Consider the following 18,266-nt stretch of genomic DNA (forward strand, 5'->3'; position numbering starts at 1 on the left):
GGTCTGAACTCCCCACCCGCATCCGTACGTTCACCCACGCGCACCCGTACAAACCGGCTGTACGGGTGCGCGGACTGTTCCATGGTGAGCACGGAGCGTGACTCTCGTCCCGTGAATCAGGAAACATCACCCGCGCCTCAACTCCCGTGCGTACGCGAGCGCTTCTTCCGCCGTGAGCGCCGGTCCGTGCCCGACGCACGCGCGTTCGCGCGCAGCGCTCTCACCGCGTGGGACGTGCGCGGGCGCACGGACGATGTGCTGCTGTGTGTCAGTGAGCTGGCCACCAACGCCCTGCTGCACGGGGTACCGCCGGGCCGGGGCTTCCTGCTGCGGCTGCTTGCCTACGGCGACGACGGGGGCGTCTTACGGGTGGAGGTGCACGACAGCGGGGGTGGCGTACCGGCGGTGCCGGAGCCGCGGGACGGGTGCCCGGGGGAAGGCGGGCGGGGCCTGCTGCTGGTGGCGGAGCTGGCGGACAAGTGGGGCGTGGGGGAGCGGCACCCTGGCAAGATCGTATGGTGCGAGTTCGCTACGCCGCCGCCCTGAGCACCTCGGCGACGGACCTGATCGTCTCCGGGCCCACCCGGCAGCAGCCCCCGATCAGCCGCGCCCCGGACTCCTGCCACCGGGTCACCCGGTCCGCGCTGAAGGTGGGGCGGCCGGTCCAGCCGCGCGCCCCGGCGTCCCACCGCTCGCCGCTGTTGGGGTAGACCACGACCGGCTTGCCGGTGATGCGCGCGGCGAGCGCCACCGCGTGGTCCGCGTCCTCGGGGGTGCAGCAGTTGACGCCCACGGCGATCACCTCGTCCGCCCCGGCCGCCAGGGCGAACGCGTCCTCCAGCCGCTGGCCGGCCCGGGTGCGGTCGCCGGCGGCGGAGTAGGACAGCCAGGCGGGTACGCCGAGGCCGCGCAGGGCGCGCAGCAGCGCCTCGGCCTCGTCCGTGTCGGGGACGGTCTCCAGGGCCAGGACGTCGGGGCGGGCCGCGGCCAGGGTCTCCATGCGGGGGCGGTGGAAGCGCTCCAGCTCGGCGACGGTCAGGCCGTAGCGGCCCCGGTACTCGGAGCCGTCCGCCAGCATCGCCCCGTACGGGCCGACCGAGGCGGCCACCCACAAGGGGCGGGAGGCCCGGGCGCGGCGGGCGGCCTCGCGGGCCGACTCCACGCTCAGGGCCAGCAGTTCGGCCGCCCGGTCGCGGTCGACGCCGCGCCTGGCGAAGCCCTCGAAGGTCGCCTGGTAGCTCGCGGTGATCGCCACATCGGCGCCCGCCTCGAAGTAGGCGAGGTGCGCCTCGGTGATCGCCTCGGGGGCGTCGGCCAGCAGGCGGGCGGACCACAGCTCGTCGGAGAGGTCGTGGCCTGCGGAGGCGAGCTGGTTGGACATGCCGCCGTCGAGGACGAGCGTGCCGGACGCGAGCGCTGCGGTGAGGTCGCGGGCCTGGTGCATACGGCCGACGGTAACCGACGGCGGACCGTGCGGGCCGGGCCGACGGTAACCGGCGCCGGACCGTGCGGGCCGGGACGCCGGTCACGGCTCCCCGCCGTGCGCCTCCAGGGCCTCGGCGGGATGCTGGAAGCAGCATTGGATGAAACTGACGCGTCGGCGGTGAGGGCCATGACGGGGTTCCAGGGGGAGGGGCCGCCACCGGCGCACCCCGCCGCCGATCCGCACGGTGATCCGTTCCTGCGCACCCGCTTCAGCGTGCCCGCCTGCCCGGTGACGTTCCTGCGGCGGGAGCGGCTCACCCGGCATCTGGACCAGGCCGGGAACACCCCGCTGACCATGGTCAACGGGGCCGCGGGCGCGGGGAAGACGCTGCTGGTCGCCGACTGGGTCAGGCACCGGGAGGGGATGCCCGTCGTCTGGCTCACCACCGACATCGCCGGGGACGCACCGGGCATGTTCTGGGCGTATCTGCTGCAGGCCCTGCGGGCGGCCGGGGTTGCGCTCGGCACCGAGGTGGGCGTTCCGGCGGACGCGCAGCGGGTGAGCCCGGCCCTGCCGGCCCGGCTGGCCGCCGCGCTCAGCGCCCGCGAGCGGCCCCTGATGGTGGTGCTCGACGAGTTCGACCGGGTCACCTCCCCGGAGATCGCCGAGCAGCTGGAGTTCGTGCTGCACCACGCCGGGCCGGGGCTGCGCCTGGTTCTCGTCACCCGCAGCGAGCCGCTGCTGCCGCTGTACCGGTACCGGGCGGGCGGCGAGCTGACGGAGATCAGGGACGCGGAGCTGGCCTTCACCCCGCCCGAGGCGGCCGAGCTGATGGCCCGGCACGGGCTGCGGCTGCCGCCGGCCACCGTGCGCGCCCTGGTGGAGAGAACGCGGGGCTGGGCGGCCGGCCTCAGGCTGTGCGCGCTGGCGGCGGCGCAGAGCCCGGACCCGGAGATGTACCTGAAGAACTTCGAGGCCGACCGCAGCACCATCGCGGACTTCCTCCTGGCCGAGGTGCTCAAACGGCAGGACCCCGAGACGCAGGACCTGCTGCTGCGGGTCAGCCTGCTCGACCGCTTCGGCCCCGGCCTGGCGGACGCGCTCACCCGGCGCACCGACGGCGCCGCCATCCTGGCCCGGCTGAGCCGGGACAACGCCTTCGTCGAGCACCTGGGGCACGGCATGTACCGGCTGCACCCGCTCTTCGCGGAGATCCTCCGCGCCCACCTGCGGATGCGCCGGCCCGGTCTGGAGCCCCGGCTGCACCGGCGGGCGGCGCAGGCCCTGCGGCGGTCCGGCTCGCTCGCCGAGGCGCTCGGCCACGGGGCCGCGGCCGGCGACTGGGAGTTCACCGCCGAGGCCCTCGTCGACGACCTCGCCATCGGTCAGTTCTTCACCGGCCTGCGCTCCGACGCGGTGACCGGGCTGTTCTCCCGGATGGGGCAGGAGCCGCGCGGCCCGGCTCCGGAACTGGTGCGGGCGGCACGCGATCTGTCCCGCGGCGAGCTGGACAGCGGCCTGACCCATCTGCGGCGCGCGGAGCACGCCCTTCAGCCGCGCGGCAGCGGCACCGAGGACGACGACGAGACCGCTGCGGCTGCCCGGCTGAGCTGCGCACTGCTGGAGGCGCTGGCCGCCCGGCTCGCGGGGTCCCCCGCGAAGGCCGAGACGGCCGCCGAGAGGGCCGGGAGACTGCGCAGGCAGGTGCCCGGCAGGAAGCTGGCCCGCCATCCCGAACTCGACGCCCTGCTGCTGACGCATCTCGGCTCCGCACAGCTGTGGGCCGGCCGGTTCGAGGAGGCGCGGGCCGCCCTGTCCGAGGTGGCCGGATCCGGCGCCCAGGCGGCCACCGCGCTGCCGCGTGAGGACTCCCTGAGCCGCCTGGCCCTGATGGACTTCCTCGACGGCCGGCTCAGCGGCGCGGAGCGCAAGGCGCGGGAGGCGCTCGCCGAGACGGAGCGCTTCGGCCTGCCCCAGCCCGCCGGGGCCGGAGTCGAACGCCTGGTCCTCGCGGCCGTCGCCCTGGAACGCGACGAACTCGGCCAGGCGCAGTCCCTGCTCGACGCGGCGGTCGTGTCGCGTCCGGCCCTGCGGGACCCGGTGACGGAGGCGGGCCGGGCCATCGTCAGCGCCCGGCTGCACCTGGCGCAGGGCGACGCCAAGGGCGCGCTCAAGGCGGCGGACTGTGAGATCCCGGCAGCCGTCCCCTCGCCCTGGGCGGAGGGGCAGCGAGCGGTCGTCGCGGCCGCCGCGCATCTGGCCGAGGGCCGGGCGGACACCGCGGTCGAACTGGTGCAGCGGCTGCCCGAGGACCAGCCCGCGTGCGTGGTGGGCGCCGCCGGCATCGAGTTGGGCGCCGGGCGGCCCGGGGCGGCGGCCCAGCTGCTCGACCGGGCGCGGCCCGCGGGGCGCGCCGGACCGGCGGTGACGGTACGGGCGGCCCTGACCCGCGCCCGGGCCGCGGACCAGGCGGGCGACCTGACCACCACGACACGGCTGCTCGCCCGCGCCCTGCGCGAGGCCCGCGGCGAACGGCTGCGGCGCCCCTTCGTCGAGGCGGAACCGTGGATCGGACCCCATCTGCGCACCCCGGAGCTGCGCAGGCTGGCGGAGGGCTGGCTCATCGACCGGACGGACCGGCACACCGGGCCCGGCGGCCGGGGCACCCGGCCCGGGCACCGGCCACCGCCCCGGCCCGTGGAGAAGCTCAGCGGACGCGAGCGGGATGTGCTGCGCCGGCTGGCGCTGATGATGTCGACCGAGGAGATCGCCGCCGACCTGTATGTCTCGGTGAACACGGTCAAGACCCACCTGAAGAGCATCTACCGCAAGCTCCAGGTCAGCCGGCGCGGTGAGGCGGTGCGCCGGGCGCGCGAGCTGAAGCTGCTGTGAGCGGCGGGCATATCACCTGCACGGGGTGAGCCGCACGCGCCCTGGCCGGCGGAGTATCGCAGCGTACGGGCACGAGCCGCCGGCCTCAGCCCTCCGGAGAGCAGCTCATGCGCTATGAGATCCGTGTCGACGGGCAACTCTCGGAACCGCTGATCAACGTCTTCCCGGAACTCGACCATGTGGAGATGTCCGGCCAGACCCTGCTGTTCGGGCACGTCGTCGACGACGCCCACCTGTACGGGCTGCTGGCCCGCTGCCAGTCCCTCGGGCTGCGGGTGCTGGAGATCCGCCAGATGCCGGAGTGAGGCGCCCGGCCACTTGCGAACCACGTAGGTCCCTCGCGAACCACGTAGGTCCGTAACGAACCACGCCGGTCCGTCACGCGCTTTTGGCGCGCACCCGGCCCGCGCGGACGGCCGCGCCCAACGCCTCGTGATCCCGCTCGTTCTGGTCGGCGTACGCCTGGGCGAACAGGGTGAGCGCCCGGTCGAAGCGGTCACTTCCGCCCAGATACGCGGCGATGGCGATCGGGTCGCCGGACCGGGCGTGCGCCCGCGCCAGACAGGCCCCGCACACCTGCGCGAACAGGCCCAGCAGGCCCGGATCCATGGTCTCGGGGCGTGCGATGCCCTTCCAGTCGCGCAGCTGCCGCACATAGAAGTCGCGGGGGCGGCCGTCCAGGCCGACGGCGTGGGTCCAGCCCAGCAGGATGTCGCTGGTCGTCTGGATCAGCCGCTGGCCCGCCACCACCCGGCGGCCCTGGTTCTCCCAGCGGTCGCCGCCGGTGTACGGCGACAGCACCGACTCCTGCGCCTCCTTGGCCTGCAGCAGCAGGGGATCGTCGTCGTCCCGGCCGAGCAGCAGCACGATCCAGCAGCGCGTGCCGACACTGCCGACACCGACGACCTTCCGGGCCACGTCGACCAGGTGGTACCTGCGCAGCAGATGCCGGCGCTCCGACGACAGCGACCGTGCGTAGGTCTCCAGGACCTCGTGCAGCACCTTCTCCTCGGTCACGGGTTCGTCCAGCAGATCACGCAGCGGCGTGATCAGCGGCGGGTCCGGCGTGATGCGGCGGCCGTCCGCCGTGACCCGGGTGAGCTTCTTGAAGGCCTGCAGGTGGGTGCGGGTGCGGGCGCGTGCGGCGGCCTCGTCGGCACGCCGCGCGGCCTCGCGGTTCTGCGAGGAGGCGAGCAGCTCGCGCAGATGGTCGGCGTCGTCCTGCGCGTACCAGATGTCGAGGATCCGCATGCCGGCCAGCTCCCGCATCCGCCGCCGGTACGTTCGCACGCACGTCCCGACCGCGTCGTTCTGCTCCGCGGCCGAGAAGCCGTTGGCGCGGCCCGCGATGGCGAAGCTGGCAGCCAGCCGCTTGACGTCCCACTCGAAGGGGCCGGGAAGGGTCTCGTCGAAGTCGTTGATGTCGAACACCAGGTGCCGCTCCGGGGAGGCCAGCAGCCGGAAGTTGAGCAGATGGGCGTCCCCGCACAGCTGGACCGTCAGACCGGTGCCGGGAAGCGGCGCCAGGTCCGAGGCCATGACGGCCGCGGCGCCCCGGTAGAAGCGGAACGGGGACTCCAGCATCCGGCCGTAGCGGATGGGGACCAGCTCGGACAGCCGGGTCGCCGACTGTCCCTCGATCAGGCCGACCGGGTCGGGCCGGTCCTGGGCCGCCTCGTACCAGCCGTGGGCCGACCGCGGCGCGCGGTTGCGGGCCTTGCGGCCATGAGCCGCCCGCTCGGCCGGGGACAGGGAAGCGCTGAACGGACCGGGCACGGTCATCGCTGCCTCCCACCTGGTGGACGGAGCGGGCGGGCGCGGCGGGTGCCCCACCCGTCCGTCCCGCTCCGCTCCCCATCCCAACCATCTCACTCCATCCCATCCCATCGCGCCTGCCGGGGCGCCGGATCACCTGCCGTGGGTGATGCGGCGGCCGGTGCGGGCCGGACGGCGGGCCGTGTTTCACCCGTGCCGGGTGAGGCAGCGGGCGCCTCGCCCTGCCCACGCTGACATCGGCCCTCCGGTGCAGGTCGTGGAAGGGCCGGAACGGAGGACAGCGATGAGTGCGGCTACCTATCTCGCGTACGACTTTCCGTTGCTGAGCGCCTTCTGGACGATCCTGATCTTCTTCCTGTGGGTGATGTGGTTCGTGCTGCTCTTCCGGGTCGTCCTCGACATCTTCCGCGACGACGACCTGAGCGGCGGCGCCAAGGCCGGCTGGCTGGTGTTCACCATCCTGCTGCCCTTCCTGGGCGTCTTCGTCTACGTCGTCGCCCGCGGCAAGAACATGGGGCGCCGCGAGGCGGCACAGGCGCGGGCGCAGCAGGAGGCCTTCGACGGCTACATCCGTGAGGCCGCGAAGGGTACGGGCGGCTCGGCCGGCCGGGTCGACGAACTCGCCCGGCTGTCCGAGATCAAGGCCCGCGGCGACATCACGGACGAGGAGTACCGCAGGGCCAAGGAAATGGTCCTCAGCGGTCACGGCACGTAGCAGAGCTCAGCGGTCACGGCACGTAGCAGAGCTAGCGGTCACGTCATGCAACAGAAGCTCAGCGGTCACGGCACGTAAGAGAGGCAGCGGCCAATGGCAGCCACACATCCGACCCACGGCAGCACCACCGGCGCCCATGTGCCCTCGGCCAAACGGCAGTGGGCCGAGGGCCTGACGGTCTTCGCCGGAATCACGCTCGCCATCGCAGGGGTGCTCGGCGTCCTGCGCGGCATCATGGGCATCGCCGAGGACGAGGTCTTCGTCACCACCGGCAACTACGTCTTCGAGTTCGACCTCACCGCCTGGGGCTGGATCCACCTGGTGCTCGGCGTGCTCGCCGTGCTGATCGCCTTCGGGCTGTTCCAGGACAGCATGTGGGCCCGCGTCGCCGGGGTGACCATCGCCGGGCTCGTCATCATCGCCAACTTCCTGTCCCTGCCGTACTACCCGGTGTGGTCCGTGGTGATGATCGCCTTCTCGGGCTTCATCATCTGGGCGCTGTGCCTGTCCAGGTCGGACACCGGTACGGATGCGGCCTGACGGCAGGCGTGCGACGTCGAGGGGAGGAGGACGTCGGAACGGGGGCCGGTGATGTGCAGGTGGCTCGCCGTCCGGCCGGAGGGTGACGCCATGTTCCCCTTCCGTCCCCAACCGGTCTGACTGCTCATGGCCTCTGGCGCCCGAGCACCGAATCGGGGTGGGATGAAACCCTGGGGCACCCCGACCGGAACCGGGGTGCCCCAGGCTCACGCCGTGCCCGGGACTTCGGGCAGCTCGGGACCACTTCGGCCGGCGCCGAAGCGTCGCGCTCCTAGCGTGGCCGCATGAGCGACAGCACGCCCCGCACGAATTCCCCGGCGGCTCCCTCCGCCGCCGTCACCGGCATGGTCGACCACGTTCTCGCCCTGGCTGCCACCTGGATTCGGTGGGACGGCGAACCGGTGCACGTCGACGGCCGTACGTACACCCCGCACAAGGCGATCCGGCGCGTCGCCGATCACATGATCGACCACCTGGCCGAGATGGAGGCCCGCCTCGCCGGTGAGCGGCCCCGCCCCGACGACTGGCACGCCTCCGCCGTCACCACCGCCGCCGACCTCGCGCCCTTCACCCCGCACGACCTCGACGAGGCCCGCAGCCGCCTGCTCCGGCTGGCCCGCGTCTGGGCCGTCCGCCTCGACGCCCTCACCGACGACCAGCTCGACCACTCGCCCGGCGACGGCTGGAGCTTCCGGCAACTCGCCCACCACGTCCAGGAATCCGTCTACTACGCCGACGCCGTGGGAGACCTCTCATGACCGCCGCCTTCGCCGCACTGCACCGGTCGGGCCGGCCCCTGCTGCTGCCCAACGCCTGGGACCACGCCTCCGCCGCGATCCTCGCCGCCCACGGCTTCCCGGCCATCGGCACCACCAGCCTCGCCGTCGCCGCGGCCGCCGGACTGCCCGACGGGGCGGGCGCCACCCGCGAGCAGACGCTCAGCCTCGCCCTCACCCTCGGCTCCGAGCCGTTCCTGCTCTCCGTGGACGCCGAGGACGGATTCAGCGACGACCCGGACGAGGTGGCCGAGTTCGCCCGCGAACTGGCCGCCGTGGGCGCCGTCGGCATCAACCTGGAGGACGGGCTCGGCCCCGCCGACCGGCACGCCGCCAAGATCGAGTCGGTCCGCGCCGCCGCCCCGGACCTGTTCGTCAACGCCCGCACCGACACCCACTGGCTCGGGAACGGCGACCCGGACGAGACCCTGAGCCGCCTCACGGCCTACCAAGAGGCAGGAGCGCACGGCGTGTTCGTGCCCGGACTCACCGACCCCGGGGAGATCACCCGCCTCCTCCGGCAGCTGGACGTCCCCCTCAACGTCCTCCACTCACCCGACGGCCCCTCCCTCCAGCATCTGGCCGGGCTCGGCGTGCGGCGCGTCAGCCTCGGCTCCCTCCTCTACCGGCGGGCCCTCGGCGCGGCCCTGGAGGCGGCCACCGCCGTCCGCTCGGGCCGCACAGCGGCGGGCACCACACCCTCGTACGAGGAGATCCAGCGGCTCAGCGCGCCCGCGGCCAGTTCGTCAGGGTGATGTGGAGGGCCTCGATCGCCTGGTTCCAGGAAGCCTCCAGGTCGCGAGGGGCCGTGAAGGAGCCGGTGGCCTCCAGGGCGCAGAAGCCGTGGAAGGTGCTGCGCAGCAGGCGGACCGCGTCGGTGAGGTCCGGCTCCTGAAGGCCGTAGGCGCGCAGCAGGCCGTAGGTGACCTCGGCGGTGCGGCGCACGGCGGGGGAGCCGGCGATGCGGGTCGGGTCCAGGCGGATCTGGGTCGCCGCGTAGCGGCCGGGGTGGGTGAGGGCGTACTCGCGGTAGGCGCCCGCGAAGGCGGCCAGGGCGTCCTTGCCCGTGCGCCCGGCCACCGCCTCCGCGATCCGGTCGATCAGCTCGCCGCCGGCCCGCAGCGCCAGGCGGGTGCGCAGGTCGTCCAGGCCCCGCACATGGGCGTACAGGCTCGCGTCCTTGACGCCGAAGCGCCGGGCCAGCGCGGACAGGGTGACCTGGTCGAATCCTGCCTCGTCGGCGAGGTCGGCCGCCGCCGCGACCAGACGGTCGGTGCTGAGCCCGGCACGGGGCAAGGGGGCCTCCGATCGAGAGAGTCGAGAGGGGCGAGAGGGGCGGGAGAGTTGAGAGAGCCGGTGTGTGCAGGGAGCAACCTAATGGATGCGGGGGAGCCGGTGAGGGGCGGTCTGCCGAGGTCAGGCTTCTCGTACCCGCCTCACCGGGCCGCCGTGAGCACCTCGCGGACGAAGGCGTTGCGGAACTTGCCTGCCGGGTCCAGGGTTTCGGCCAGCCGCCGGAACTCGTCCAGGCGGGGGTAGAGGGCGCGCAGCTGTGCCGCCGGGGTGGTGAACACCTTGCCCCAGTGCGGCCGCGCCTCGAAGGGGGCGAGGGCCTGCTCCAGGCGGCGTACCACGGGCAGCACCGCCGCGCTGTCCTCGATCCAGGTGAAGTGCGCGGCCACGGTGTCCCGGCCGTAGGACGGGCTGAGCCACTGGTCGTCGGCGGCGACCAGCCGGATCTCGCAGGTCTGCAGCACCGGTGCCAGGACCTGCCGTATCCCGTCCAGCGCGCGCAGGGCGTCCAGGGCGTGCCGGCGCGGCATCAGGTACTCCGACTGGAGTTCGGCCCCGCTGCTGGGGGTGAACTCGGCGCGGAAGTGCGGCAGCCGCTCGTGCCAGGGGCCCGGCACCCCGAACTGCTCGGTGCAGTTGACGGCGGGCATGCCCGGAACGGGGTGCATCTTCTCCGTCGCCGGAGTCGCGTACGGGAAGTCAGGCAGCGGCTGGTCGGTGCGGCGCTTCAGCCACACCTGCCGGAATCCCGGCTCTCGCCAGTCCGTGAACAGGCTCACGCTGTACGCCGCCGTCATCACCGCCTCGAACGCCCCCGCGTCCAGCCCTTCGAGCGGCAGCTCGGTGAAGACGTGCTGCTCGACCTCGTAGGCCGGCTCCAGATCGAGGGTGAGCGCCGTCACCACGCCCAGTGCCCCGAGCGAGGTCACCGCGCCCCCGAACCGCTCCTCGCCCCGCCGCACGGTCACCGTCGACCCGTCCGCCGTCACCAGCTCCACCTCGCGCACCGAGCAGGCCAGCGGCCCGTTCCGGGCCCCGGAACCGTGCGTGCCGGTCGCCACCGAACCGGCGACCGAGATGTGCGGCAGCGACGCCATGTTCGCCAGCGCCAGCCCCCGCGCGTGCACCTGCCGGGCAAGCTGGGCGTACCGGACGCCGCCGCCCACCCGCACCGTGCGCGCCGCCGTGTCGACGTCCAGCTCGGGCGGCAGGTCCGTCAGCGACAGCAGGACGCCCTCGGCGCCCGGCTCGGCGATCTCGTTGAACGAGTGGCCGCTGCCCAGCACCCGCAGCCGCTCGCTGTCCGCCACCAGCGCCAGCAGCTCGGGCAGGGAATGCGGCCGGTGCAGCGCCTTGGCCGCGTAGGTGATGTTGCCGGCCCAGTTGGTCACCGTGATGTCCGTCATACCGCGGAACCTACCCGGCGCGTCTGAGGACCCCCCGGGCGGGAAGCCGAGCCGCAGGGGGCATACCGTGAGGAGTCGTACGTCCGCACCGGGAGGAGATGACGGGATGGGCAGCCGGACCGAGCTGGTCGAGGATCTTATGGAGCGGTTCCCGCATGTGCCGCGGGAGGCCGTCTTCAAGGAGGACCTGCTCCGCGGCGGCGTGGCCTTCGACCCGTCCGCCCTCAGCGACAACGAGAGCGGCGAGGTCAAGCCGAAGTCCTACTTCATCTTCTCCTTCGACCACGGCACCCTGCCCGAGCTGGGCGAGGCCGCGCTGCGCCGCCCGCCGGAGGAGATCATCCTCACCGGAGGCCCCTACGACCTGCGCCGCACCGTCGTCTCCGTCCGGGTGAACCCCGCCTCGCCCTACCGGGTCGCCGCCGGTGAGGACGGCATGCTCGGCCTCTACCTCGACGGGAAGCGCATCGCCGACGTCGGCGTGCCGCCCATGCCCGAGTACTACCGGCACACCCTGTCCAACGGGAAGTCCGTCATGGAGGTCGCCCCCACCATCCAGTGGGGCTACCTGATCTACCTGACCGTCTTCCGGGTCTGCCAGTACTTCGGCGCCAAGGAGGAGTGCCAGTACTGCGACATCAACCACAACTGGCGCCAGCACAAGGCGGCCGGCCGCCCCTACACGGGCGTCAAGGACGTCGAGGAGATCCTCGAGGCCCTGGAGATCATCGACCGCTACGACACCGCCAAGGCGTCCACCGCCTACACCCTCACCGGCGGCGCCATCACCTCCAAGGTCGCCGGCCGCGACGAGGCCGACTTCTACGGCCACTACGCCAAGGCCATCGAGGAGCGCTTCCCCGGCCGCTGGATCGGCAAGGTCGTCGCCCAGGCGCTGCCCAAGGCGGACGTGCAGCGCTTCAAGGACTACGGCGTGCAGATCTACCACCCCAACTACGAGGTGTGGGACGAGTACCTGTTCAAGATGTACTGCCCCGGCAAGGAGCGGTACGTCGGCCGCGACGAGTGGCACAAGCGGATCCTGGACTCCGCCGAGGTCTTCGGCGCGCGCAACGTCATCCCCAACTTCGTCGCCGGCGTGGAGATGGCCGAGCCCTTCGGCTTCAAGACGGTCGACGAGGCCATCGCCTCCACCACCGAGGGCCTGCGCTTCTTCATGTCGCACGGCATCACGCCCCGCTTCACCACCTGGTGCCCGGAGCCGACCACCCCGCTCGGCAAGGCCAACCCGCAGGGCGCGCCGCTGGAGTACCACATCCGGCTCCTCCAGGCCTACCGGCAGACCATGGAGGACTTCGGCCTGACCTCGCCCCCCGGCTACGGCCCGCCCGGACCCGGCCGCGCGGTGTTCTCCGTCAGCTCCTTCATGGACAGCCTGCCCGCCGAGGAGACGGCCGGGGACACGGCCGGGGACACGGCGGAGGCGCCCGCCGAGGTGTGAGCCGCGCGGCGCAGTTGCGCGCGCCGAGGCGTGAGCCGCACGGCTCGGAGGCGTGCCGCCCGGCGCAGAGGTGCGCGCCGCCCGGCGCCGGGGTGCGATTCGCCTGATTCATCAGGGAGTTCTGATTCCTCAGGAAGTTCTGAGGAATCAGTGAGGGCCGGAACCGAGACGTTCCGGCCTTCCTTGCGTATGGTCCCGTGAGGGGTTCGCATGCGCCGCCGCGCCCGCACCGCGGCCGGCGCTTGTCAGGTGCGCCGGGAACGTGAAAGGCTCGGCGGCCACCGCCCCAGGTTGCCCAACTTGGCCACCGATGTGGCGAGTTGGGCTCGATAGCGCGGACCGCAGATGCAGGAGACCCATGCCCGACCTGCCGACCCCTCAGGACGACGCCGAGAAGGCGCTGTTCTCCGAGTACTGGGACGCGGTGCTGTCCTACGCCGAGTTGTGCACCACCGGACCCTCCGCCGCCGCCCAGCTCGCCCACGAGGCCTTCGCCCGCGGCGTCCGTGAGATCCGCGCCGCCGAGACCGGCACGGCCCGCGGCCGCCGCTCCGCCCGGCTCCCGCGCCTCGCCCTGCTGCTGACCGCCGTGCGCACCACCGCGGCCGACTGGGCGGACACCGGGCAGGGCGACCGGCTCGACCCCGGCCTGCGCCAGTGGCTCGCCTCCGAGCAGGCCGCCCGCTACACCGGCCCGCCCCTCACCCGGCCGCTCGCCCTGCGCGGATTGCGCGACCTGCCGCAGGCCGACGCCGAACTGCTGTGGCTGGCCGACGTGGAGGCCCTGCCGCTGCCCGTCGCCGCCCGCCGGCTCGGCCTCGACCCCGACACCGCCGCCGGTGAACTCGACCGCGTCCGCGACCAGTTCCGCAACCGCTGCCACCGCGCCCAGCTCGACTCCCCGACGGACGCCGAGTGCCGCAGCTACGCCCGGCTCCTCGACGCCGTCACCCGCTCACCCGCCGCCGACACCCCCGACGACCTCACCCGCCACCTGGCCTCCTGCCCGCGCTGCGCCGAGGCCGCCGCCTGCCTGAGCACCTCCCCGGCGGGACCTGCCGAGGCCCTCGCCGAAGGCGTCCTCGGCTGGGGCGGCCCCGCCTACCTGGAGCGCCGCCGCCGGGCGGCCGACGCACGGCTCGACGCCCCGCACACCTCCGGCGCCGACCACGACGACACCTCCTCCGAACGCAAGCTCCTCGCCCGGGGCGGACTGCTGGGCGCCGCGCTCGTCGTCTCCGCCCTGGCCCTCGCCGTCTCCCTGATGCCCTTCGGCGGCGACCCGGCGGGCGAACGCGTCGCCCACCCCGGGGCCGGGGAACGCCCCGCGTCCGGCCCCGGCGTCTCCCTGCCGCCCGGCACCCCCGACGCCTCGTCGACCACCGCCGCCACCAACCCCCGCCCCTCTGCGCCCCGCACCGGCAAACCGGCCCCCACCCGCAGCTCCGCCGCGCCCCCGGACAAACGCGACCCCGAGCCCGAACCGCAGGGCACCTCCTCCGCCACCTCCGCACCCGGCGCGACCGGCAGCGCCGGCCCCGCCGCCTGCCGGGCCGAGTACGACCTGGTGTACCAGTGGCCCGACGGCTTCCAGGCCGAGGTCACGGTCGTCACCCGCGTCCCCGTCGACTCCTGGCGCGTCGACTTCACCTTCCGCGACGGACAGCGCATCCGGCAGATGTGGGACGCCGGTGTGACCCAGCGCGACGATCACGTCACGGCCACCGCCCCCCACTACAACCGCTCCATCCCGGCCGACGGCAAGATCACCTTCGGCTTCATCGGAGCGTGGAACGGCGACAACAACCCGCCGCCCGGCTTCTCGTTGAACGGCCGGCCGTGCGACCTGGCCGACTGAACGGCTGACCTGCGGTCGGCCGGAGGGACCTTCGGGCGGCCGACCGAAAACGCCCGCCGGAAAAAGCGTTTGACGGGCAGGGCCCGTCGCGGACTACCGTGAGCGCGGATCACATGGCACCCGTTCGGGCTGCCGTACCGGAGCGTCGCGAGGGCGACGCGTGTGCGAGTGAGGAGGTGGCGACAGATGGCCGTCACTGTGCCGGGCGCTGCCCGCATCCAGGAAACCGTCAAGTCCACCTCCGTGGCCGCCGGCTGACTCACTCTTTCCTCCTCCGTGCCCGCACGCGGCACGGCCGCCGGGGCCACCCTTGTGAAGGGTCACCCGTTGACTTCCAGCTCCAGCTCCAGTTCCACCGCGACCACCACCGTCACTGCCACCGCGCTCGCTCCGTACGGCTGGGACGAGGCGTGGGCCGAGGCGTTCGCCCCGTACGACGCGCAGGGGATGCTGCCCGGGCGCGTGGTCCGCGTCGACCGGGGCCAGTGCGACGTCGTCACCGCCGACGGGACCGTGCGCGCCGACACGGCCTTCGTCATCCCGCACGACCCGATGCGGGTCGTCTGCACCGGCGACTGGGTCGCCGTCGAGCCTGAGGGCAACCCGCGCTACGTGCGGGCGTACCTGCCGCGCCGCACCGCCTTCGTGCGCTCCACCTCCTCCAAGCGGTCCGAGGGGCAGATCCTCGCCGCCAACGTCGACCACGCGGTGGTCGCCGTCTCCCTCGCCGCCGAACTCGACCTGGGACGGGTGGAACGCTTCCTCGCCCTCGCCTGGGAGTCCGGGGCGCAGCCGCTGGTCGTCCTCACCAAGGCCGATCTGGTGCCGGACCCGGTCACCCGGTCCCATCTGGTGCAGGACGTCGAGACCAGCGCGCCCGGCGTGCCCGTGTTCGCCGTCAGCGCCCAGACCGGGGAGGGCCTGGACGTCCTCGCCGCGGTCGCCTCCGGCGGCACCTCCGTGCTGCTCGGCCAGTCCGGCGCGGGCAAGTCCACCCTCGCCAACGCGCTGCTCGGCGAGGAGGTCATGGACGTCCGGGCCGTCCGTGACGTGGACGGCAAGGGCCGGCACACCACGACCACCCGCAACCTGCTCGTTCTGCCCGGCGGCGGCGTCCTCATCGACACGCCGGGACTGCGCGGCGTGGGCCTGTACGACGCCACCACCGGCGTCGGCCAGGTGTTCGCCGAGATCGAGGAGCTCGCCGAGGGCTGCCGCTTCCACGACTGCGCCCACGAGAGCGAGCCGGGCTGTGCCGTCCAGGAGGCCATCGCCGAGGGCGAGCTGCCGCACCGCCGCCTGGAGAGCTACCGCAAGCTGCTCCGCGAGAACCAGCGCATCGTCGCCCAGTCCGACGCCCGGCTCCGCGCGGAGATCCGCAAGGACTGGAAGCGCAAGGGCGCGCAGGCCAGGGCGGCGATGGAGTTCAAGCGGGGTGGTCACCGGCGATAGCCGGACGAGTCCACGTCCATGTCCGATTTCCGCCAGCCGCGGGCTCCCGCATGGCGGAAACTGGACCCTGTGACGGACGAAACCAGCAGGTACGAGGCGGTGCGCAGCCGCGACGGGCGTTTCGACGGCGTGTTCTTCTTCGCCGTCGAGACGACCGGCATCTACTGCCGGCCCAGCTGCCCCGCGGTCACCCCGCGACGGCGCAATGTGCGCTTCTTCCCGACCGCCGCCGCCGCGCAGAGCGCCGGATTCCGGGCCTGCCGGCGGTGCCGGCCGGACGCCGTCCCCGGATCCCCCGAGTGGAACGTGCGCGCCGACGTCGTCGGCCGCGCCATGCGGCTGATCGCCGACGGCGTGGTGGACCGCGAGGGCGTCGCCGGACTCGCCGCGCGGCTCGGCTACAGCCCCCGCCAGGTGCAGCGGCAGCTCACCGCCGAGCTGGGCGCCGGGCCGGTCGCGCTGGCACGGGCGCAGCGCGCGCACACCGCGCGGGTCCTGCTGCAGACCACCGGCCTGCCGATCACCGAGATCGCCTTCGCCGCCGGATTCGCCAGCGTGCGGCAGTTCAACGACACCATCCGGGCCGTCTACGCGGCCACGCCCAGCGAACTGCGGGCAGCAGCGCCGAGAAGCCCCGGCCGGACGACGCGGCGGGCGACTCCCGGGGCCGGTGTCCCGCTGCGCCTCGCCCACCGCGGCCCCTACCGCGCGGGTCCCGTCTTCGACCTGCTGGAACGGGAGGCCGTACCCGGCGTCGAGGAGGTGAGCGGAGAGCGGGGGGCCCGCACCTACCGGCGCACGCTGCGCCTGCCCTGCGGCACCGGCATCGCCGCCGTCGAGGAGCCCCGCGGGGCGGACCGGAACCGACGCGCCCCGTCCGGCTCCCGGCCCGGAGGCTGGCTCGAGGCCCGCATCCACCTCACGGACCCGCGCGACCTCACCACGGCCGTGCAGCGCCTGCGCCGCCTGTTCGACCTGGACGCCGACCCGTACGCCGTCGACGAACGCCTCGGCGCCGATCCCGACCTCGCCCCGCTGGTCGCCGCCCGGCCCGGCGTGCGCTCGCCCGGAGCCGCCGACCCGGAGGAACTGGCCGTACGGGCACTGGTGGGCCGCGAGGAGGCCGCACGGCTGGTCCAGCGGTACGGCAAGGCGCTGGACGCCCCCTGCGGGGGCCTCACCCACCTGTTCCCGGAGTCTGCCGTCCTGGCCGGCGCGGAACCGGACGGCCCCCTGGGCGCCCTCACCGCCGCCCTCGCCGACGGCGCCCTGCGCCTCGACCCCGGCGCGGACCGGGACGCCGCCGTGGCCGCCCTGCGCGCCCTGCCCGGCATGGACGGCCCCACCATCGCCGAGATCCGTATGCGCGCCCTCGGCGACCCCGACGTGCCGCCCCCCGGCCGGGACGTCCCCGACCGCTGGCGCCCCTGGCGCTCCTACGCCTTCCGCCACCTGCGCGCGGCAGCCGAGCCCGCAGCCACCGAGTCCGCGGCGGCCGATCGCACGGCCATCGAACACGCGACCACCGACCCCGCGACCACCGCACCGGAGCACTGATGACCACCTACTGGACGACCCTCGACAGTCCCCTCGGGCCGCTTCTCCTCACCGCCGGTCCCGAAGGCGAGCTGACCTCGCTGTCCCTGCCCGGGCAGAGGAACGCCCCGGCCGTGCCGCCCGGCGGGCGGCTGGACTCCGGCCCCTTCCGCGAGGCCGAGGAGCAGCTCGGCGCCTACTTCGCCGGCGACCTCAAGGAGTTCCGGCTGCCGCTGCGCACCACCGGCACGCCCTTCCGGGAGAAGGTCTGGGCCGCCCTCGACGCCATCCCCTACGGGGCCACCACCTCCTACGGCGAGATCGCGGCGCGGGTCGGCGCGCCGAGGGCCGCCGTGCGGGCGGTCGGCGGTGCGATCGGGGCGAACCCGCTGCTGATCGTCCGCCCCTGCCATCGCGTGATCGGCGCCGACGGCTCCCTCACCGGGTACGCGGGCGGCCTGGAGAACAAGGCGCGGCTGCTGACGCACGAGGGGGTGCTGCAGGGGGCGGTCTGAGAGCGGATCCCCGCCTCCGCCCCCGCTGCCGCCCTCACCGCCGTCAGCCCCAGAAGACCACACCCAGCCAGGCCGCGGTGATCAGCTGGCAGGTGAACAGCTCCGTCAGCACGCTCCAGCCGCCCGCCCGCATCGTGGTGCGCAGCGACGCCATCGCCTCGCCGTGGCGGCCCAGACGGATCCGCTCGCAGAGGTAGATCCCGGCGAGGAACCCGGGGATCGCGCCCACCACCGGCAGCAGCACGAACCCGGTCAGTGAGCCGACCCCGGCGTACGTCATCATCCGGGCGTCGTCGCCGGTGGGCCGCAGGCGCCGGGGCGGCAGCGCCCAGCGGATCACCTGGGAGAGCAGCAGGACCGCCGTGGCGCCCACCAGCACCCACCAGGCGACCGGCCGCGGGTCCTTCAGCGCCCACCACATGACCGCCGCCCAGACCAGCCACGACCCCGGCACTCCGGGCAGCAGCACTCCGCACAGACCGAACAGGATCACCAGTCCGGCCAGCAGGAGTTCCCACGCTCCCATCTGTCCAGGGTGCAGGAGGGTGAGGGGCGGCGCAGAACCGCGACGAACAGCTGTACCGGCCGTCACCCGGCGTGTGGGCCCTGGCCGGGGGAG

Annotated in this window: 17 protein-coding genes; 12 read left to right on the plus strand and 5 right to left on the minus strand. The window is 73.8% G+C overall.

All coding sequences use genetic code 11. From position 1 onward, the window contains the following. Nucleotides 1-81: 81 nt before the first annotated feature. Nucleotides 82-546, plus strand: coding sequence for an ATP-binding protein (locus ABD198_RS19065; RefSeq protein WP_344003099.1), 465 nt, complete (start codon nt 82-84; stop codon nt 544-546). Here the strand turns inward: ABD198_RS19065 and mmuM are convergent. After that, a complete protein-coding gene (mmuM, locus tag ABD198_RS19070; protein ID WP_344003102.1) occupies nt 530-1,444 on the minus strand; it encodes a homocysteine S-methyltransferase in 915 nt (304 codons plus the stop codon). The two genes, ABD198_RS19065 and mmuM, sit on opposite strands and share 17 nt — an antisense overlap. A gap of 168 nt (nt 1,445-1,612) precedes the next feature. On the opposite strand from mmuM, the gene ABD198_RS19075 reads away from it, so the two are divergent. Together ABD198_RS19075 and ABD198_RS19080 are read left to right on the plus strand one after the other, a co-directional pair. Beyond that, a complete protein-coding gene (locus ABD198_RS19075; RefSeq protein WP_344003105.1) occupies nt 1,613-4,318 on the plus strand; it encodes a winged helix-turn-helix domain-containing protein in 2,706 nt (901 codons plus the stop codon). A 107-nt stretch (nt 4,319-4,425) separates the two neighbouring features. Then, nucleotides 4,426-4,623, plus strand: coding sequence for a hypothetical protein (locus ABD198_RS19080; protein ID WP_344003108.1), 198 nt, complete (start codon nt 4,426-4,428; stop codon nt 4,621-4,623). 73 nt (nt 4,624-4,696) lie between these two features. Here the strand turns inward: ABD198_RS19080 and ABD198_RS19085 are convergent, their stop codons facing one another. Continuing rightward, nucleotides 4,697-6,100, minus strand: a complete 1,404-nt coding sequence (locus tag ABD198_RS19085) for a DUF2252 domain-containing protein (RefSeq protein WP_344003111.1) — start codon at nt 6,098-6,100, stop codon at nt 4,697-4,699. A 277-nt stretch (nt 6,101-6,377) separates the two neighbouring features. On the opposite strand from ABD198_RS19085, the gene ABD198_RS19090 reads away from it, so the two are divergent. From ABD198_RS19090 to ABD198_RS19105, 4 genes are all read left to right on the plus strand, one after another. Next, complete coding sequence (locus tag ABD198_RS19090) at nt 6,378-6,809, plus strand: SHOCT domain-containing protein (protein WP_344003114.1); 432 nt, start codon at nt 6,378-6,380, stop codon at nt 6,807-6,809. Nucleotides 6,810-6,902: 93 nt separating this feature from the next. Next, nucleotides 6,903-7,349, plus strand: a complete 447-nt coding sequence (locus ABD198_RS19095) for a DUF7144 family membrane protein (protein ID WP_344003117.1) — start codon at nt 6,903-6,905, stop codon at nt 7,347-7,349. A 284-nt stretch (nt 7,350-7,633) separates the two neighbouring features. After that, entirely contained in the window at nt 7,634-8,107 is a 474-nt protein-coding gene (locus ABD198_RS19100; RefSeq protein WP_344003120.1) for a hypothetical protein, read from the plus strand. Further along, a complete protein-coding gene (locus ABD198_RS19105) occupies nt 8,104-8,880 on the plus strand; it encodes an isocitrate lyase/PEP mutase family protein (protein ID WP_344003123.1) in 777 nt (258 codons plus the stop codon). Before ABD198_RS19100 ends, ABD198_RS19105 begins: the two co-directional genes overlap by 4 nt. On the opposite strand, the gene ABD198_RS19110 is transcribed toward ABD198_RS19105, so the two are convergent. Together ABD198_RS19110 and ABD198_RS19115 are read right to left on the minus strand one after the other, a co-directional pair. Beyond that, nucleotides 8,849-9,421 (minus strand): TetR/AcrR family transcriptional regulator, encoded by a 573-nt coding sequence (locus ABD198_RS19110; protein WP_344003126.1) that lies wholly within the window; start codon nt 9,419-9,421, stop codon nt 8,849-8,851. The genes ABD198_RS19105 and ABD198_RS19110 overlap by 32 nt on opposite strands. Before the next feature lie 140 nt (nt 9,422-9,561). Further along, nucleotides 9,562-10,824: a D-arabinono-1,4-lactone oxidase gene (locus ABD198_RS19115; protein WP_344003128.1), complete on the minus strand. Its 1,263-nt coding sequence runs from the start codon at nt 10,822-10,824 to the stop codon at nt 9,562-9,564. A 106-nt stretch (nt 10,825-10,930) separates the two neighbouring features. Between ABD198_RS19115 and ABD198_RS19120 the strand changes: the two genes are divergently transcribed. The 5 genes from ABD198_RS19120 to ABD198_RS19140 all read left to right on the plus strand — a co-directional run bounded on the left by ABD198_RS19120 (nt 10,931) and on the right by ABD198_RS19140 (nt 17,647). After that, on the plus strand, nt 10,931-12,286 hold the full coding sequence (locus ABD198_RS19120; RefSeq protein WP_344003131.1) for a radical SAM protein: 1,356 nt from the start codon (nt 10,931-10,933) through the stop codon (nt 12,284-12,286). Between the two features lie 358 nt (nt 12,287-12,644). Then, a complete protein-coding gene (locus ABD198_RS19125) occupies nt 12,645-14,144 on the plus strand; it encodes a cellulose binding domain-containing protein (RefSeq protein WP_344003134.1) in 1,500 nt (499 codons plus the stop codon). A 327-nt stretch (nt 14,145-14,471) separates the two neighbouring features. Then, nucleotides 14,472-15,596, plus strand: coding sequence for a ribosome small subunit-dependent GTPase A (gene rsgA, locus ABD198_RS19130; RefSeq protein ID WP_344003137.1), 1,125 nt, complete (start codon nt 14,472-14,474; stop codon nt 15,594-15,596). Nucleotides 15,597-15,614: 18 nt separating this feature from the next. Further along, nucleotides 15,615-17,153 (plus strand): bifunctional transcriptional activator/DNA repair enzyme AdaA, encoded by a 1,539-nt coding sequence (locus tag ABD198_RS19135; protein ID WP_344003140.1) that lies wholly within the window; start codon nt 15,615-15,617, stop codon nt 17,151-17,153. After that, on the plus strand, nt 17,153-17,647 hold the full coding sequence (locus ABD198_RS19140) for a methylated-DNA--[protein]-cysteine S-methyltransferase (RefSeq protein WP_344003143.1): 495 nt from the start codon (nt 17,153-17,155) through the stop codon (nt 17,645-17,647). Before ABD198_RS19135 ends, ABD198_RS19140 begins: the two co-directional genes overlap by 1 nt. Nucleotides 17,648-17,690: 43 nt before the next feature. On the opposite strand, the gene ABD198_RS19145 is transcribed toward ABD198_RS19140, so the two are convergent. After that, nucleotides 17,691-18,173, minus strand: coding sequence for a DUF456 domain-containing protein (locus tag ABD198_RS19145; protein ID WP_344003146.1), 483 nt, complete (start codon nt 18,171-18,173; stop codon nt 17,691-17,693). Nucleotides 18,174-18,266 lie beyond the last annotated feature (93 nt).

Origin of the sequence: Streptomyces thermocarboxydovorans (assembly GCF_039524635.1) — a bacterium.
In the GTDB taxonomy this organism is placed as follows: domain Bacteria; phylum Actinomycetota; class Actinomycetes; order Streptomycetales; family Streptomycetaceae; genus Streptomyces; species Streptomyces thermocarboxydovorans.

What these genes read in the sequence shown, in the direction of transcription:
- ABD198_RS19135 (WP_344003140.1), top strand. Translation starts at nt 15,615, where the DNA reads ATGTCCGATTTCCGCCAGCCGCGGGCTCCCGCATGGCGGAAACTGGAC.
- ABD198_RS19105 (WP_344003123.1), top strand. Translation starts at nt 8,104, where the DNA reads ATGACCGCCGCCTTCGCCGCACTGCACCGGTCGGGCCGGCCCCTGCTG.
- mmuM (WP_344003102.1), bottom strand. Translation starts at nt 1,444, where the DNA reads ATGCACCAGGCCCGCGACCTCACCGCAGCGCTCGCGTCCGGCACGCTC.
- ABD198_RS19065 (WP_344003099.1), top strand. Translation starts at nt 82, where the DNA reads ATGGTGAGCACGGAGCGTGACTCTCGTCCCGTGAATCAGGAAACATCA.
- ABD198_RS19115 (WP_344003128.1), bottom strand. Translation starts at nt 10,824, where the DNA reads ATGACGGACATCACGGTGACCAACTGGGCCGGCAACATCACCTACGCG.
- ABD198_RS19120 (WP_344003131.1), top strand. Translation starts at nt 10,931, where the DNA reads ATGGGCAGCCGGACCGAGCTGGTCGAGGATCTTATGGAGCGGTTCCCG.
- ABD198_RS19100 (WP_344003120.1), top strand. Translation starts at nt 7,634, where the DNA reads ATGAGCGACAGCACGCCCCGCACGAATTCCCCGGCGGCTCCCTCCGCC.
- ABD198_RS19125 (WP_344003134.1), top strand. Translation starts at nt 12,645, where the DNA reads ATGCCCGACCTGCCGACCCCTCAGGACGACGCCGAGAAGGCGCTGTTC.
- ABD198_RS19085 (WP_344003111.1), bottom strand. Translation starts at nt 6,100, where the DNA reads ATGACCGTGCCCGGTCCGTTCAGCGCTTCCCTGTCCCCGGCCGAGCGG.
- ABD198_RS19090 (WP_344003114.1), top strand. Translation starts at nt 6,378, where the DNA reads ATGAGTGCGGCTACCTATCTCGCGTACGACTTTCCGTTGCTGAGCGCC.
- ABD198_RS19140 (WP_344003143.1), top strand. Translation starts at nt 17,153, where the DNA reads ATGACCACCTACTGGACGACCCTCGACAGTCCCCTCGGGCCGCTTCTC.
- ABD198_RS19095 (WP_344003117.1), top strand. Translation starts at nt 6,903, where the DNA reads ATGGCAGCCACACATCCGACCCACGGCAGCACCACCGGCGCCCATGTG.
- ABD198_RS19080 (WP_344003108.1), top strand. Translation starts at nt 4,426, where the DNA reads ATGCGCTATGAGATCCGTGTCGACGGGCAACTCTCGGAACCGCTGATC.
- ABD198_RS19075 (WP_344003105.1), top strand. Translation starts at nt 1,613, where the DNA reads ATGACGGGGTTCCAGGGGGAGGGGCCGCCACCGGCGCACCCCGCCGCC.
- ABD198_RS19145 (WP_344003146.1), bottom strand. Translation starts at nt 18,173, where the DNA reads ATGGGAGCGTGGGAACTCCTGCTGGCCGGACTGGTGATCCTGTTCGGT.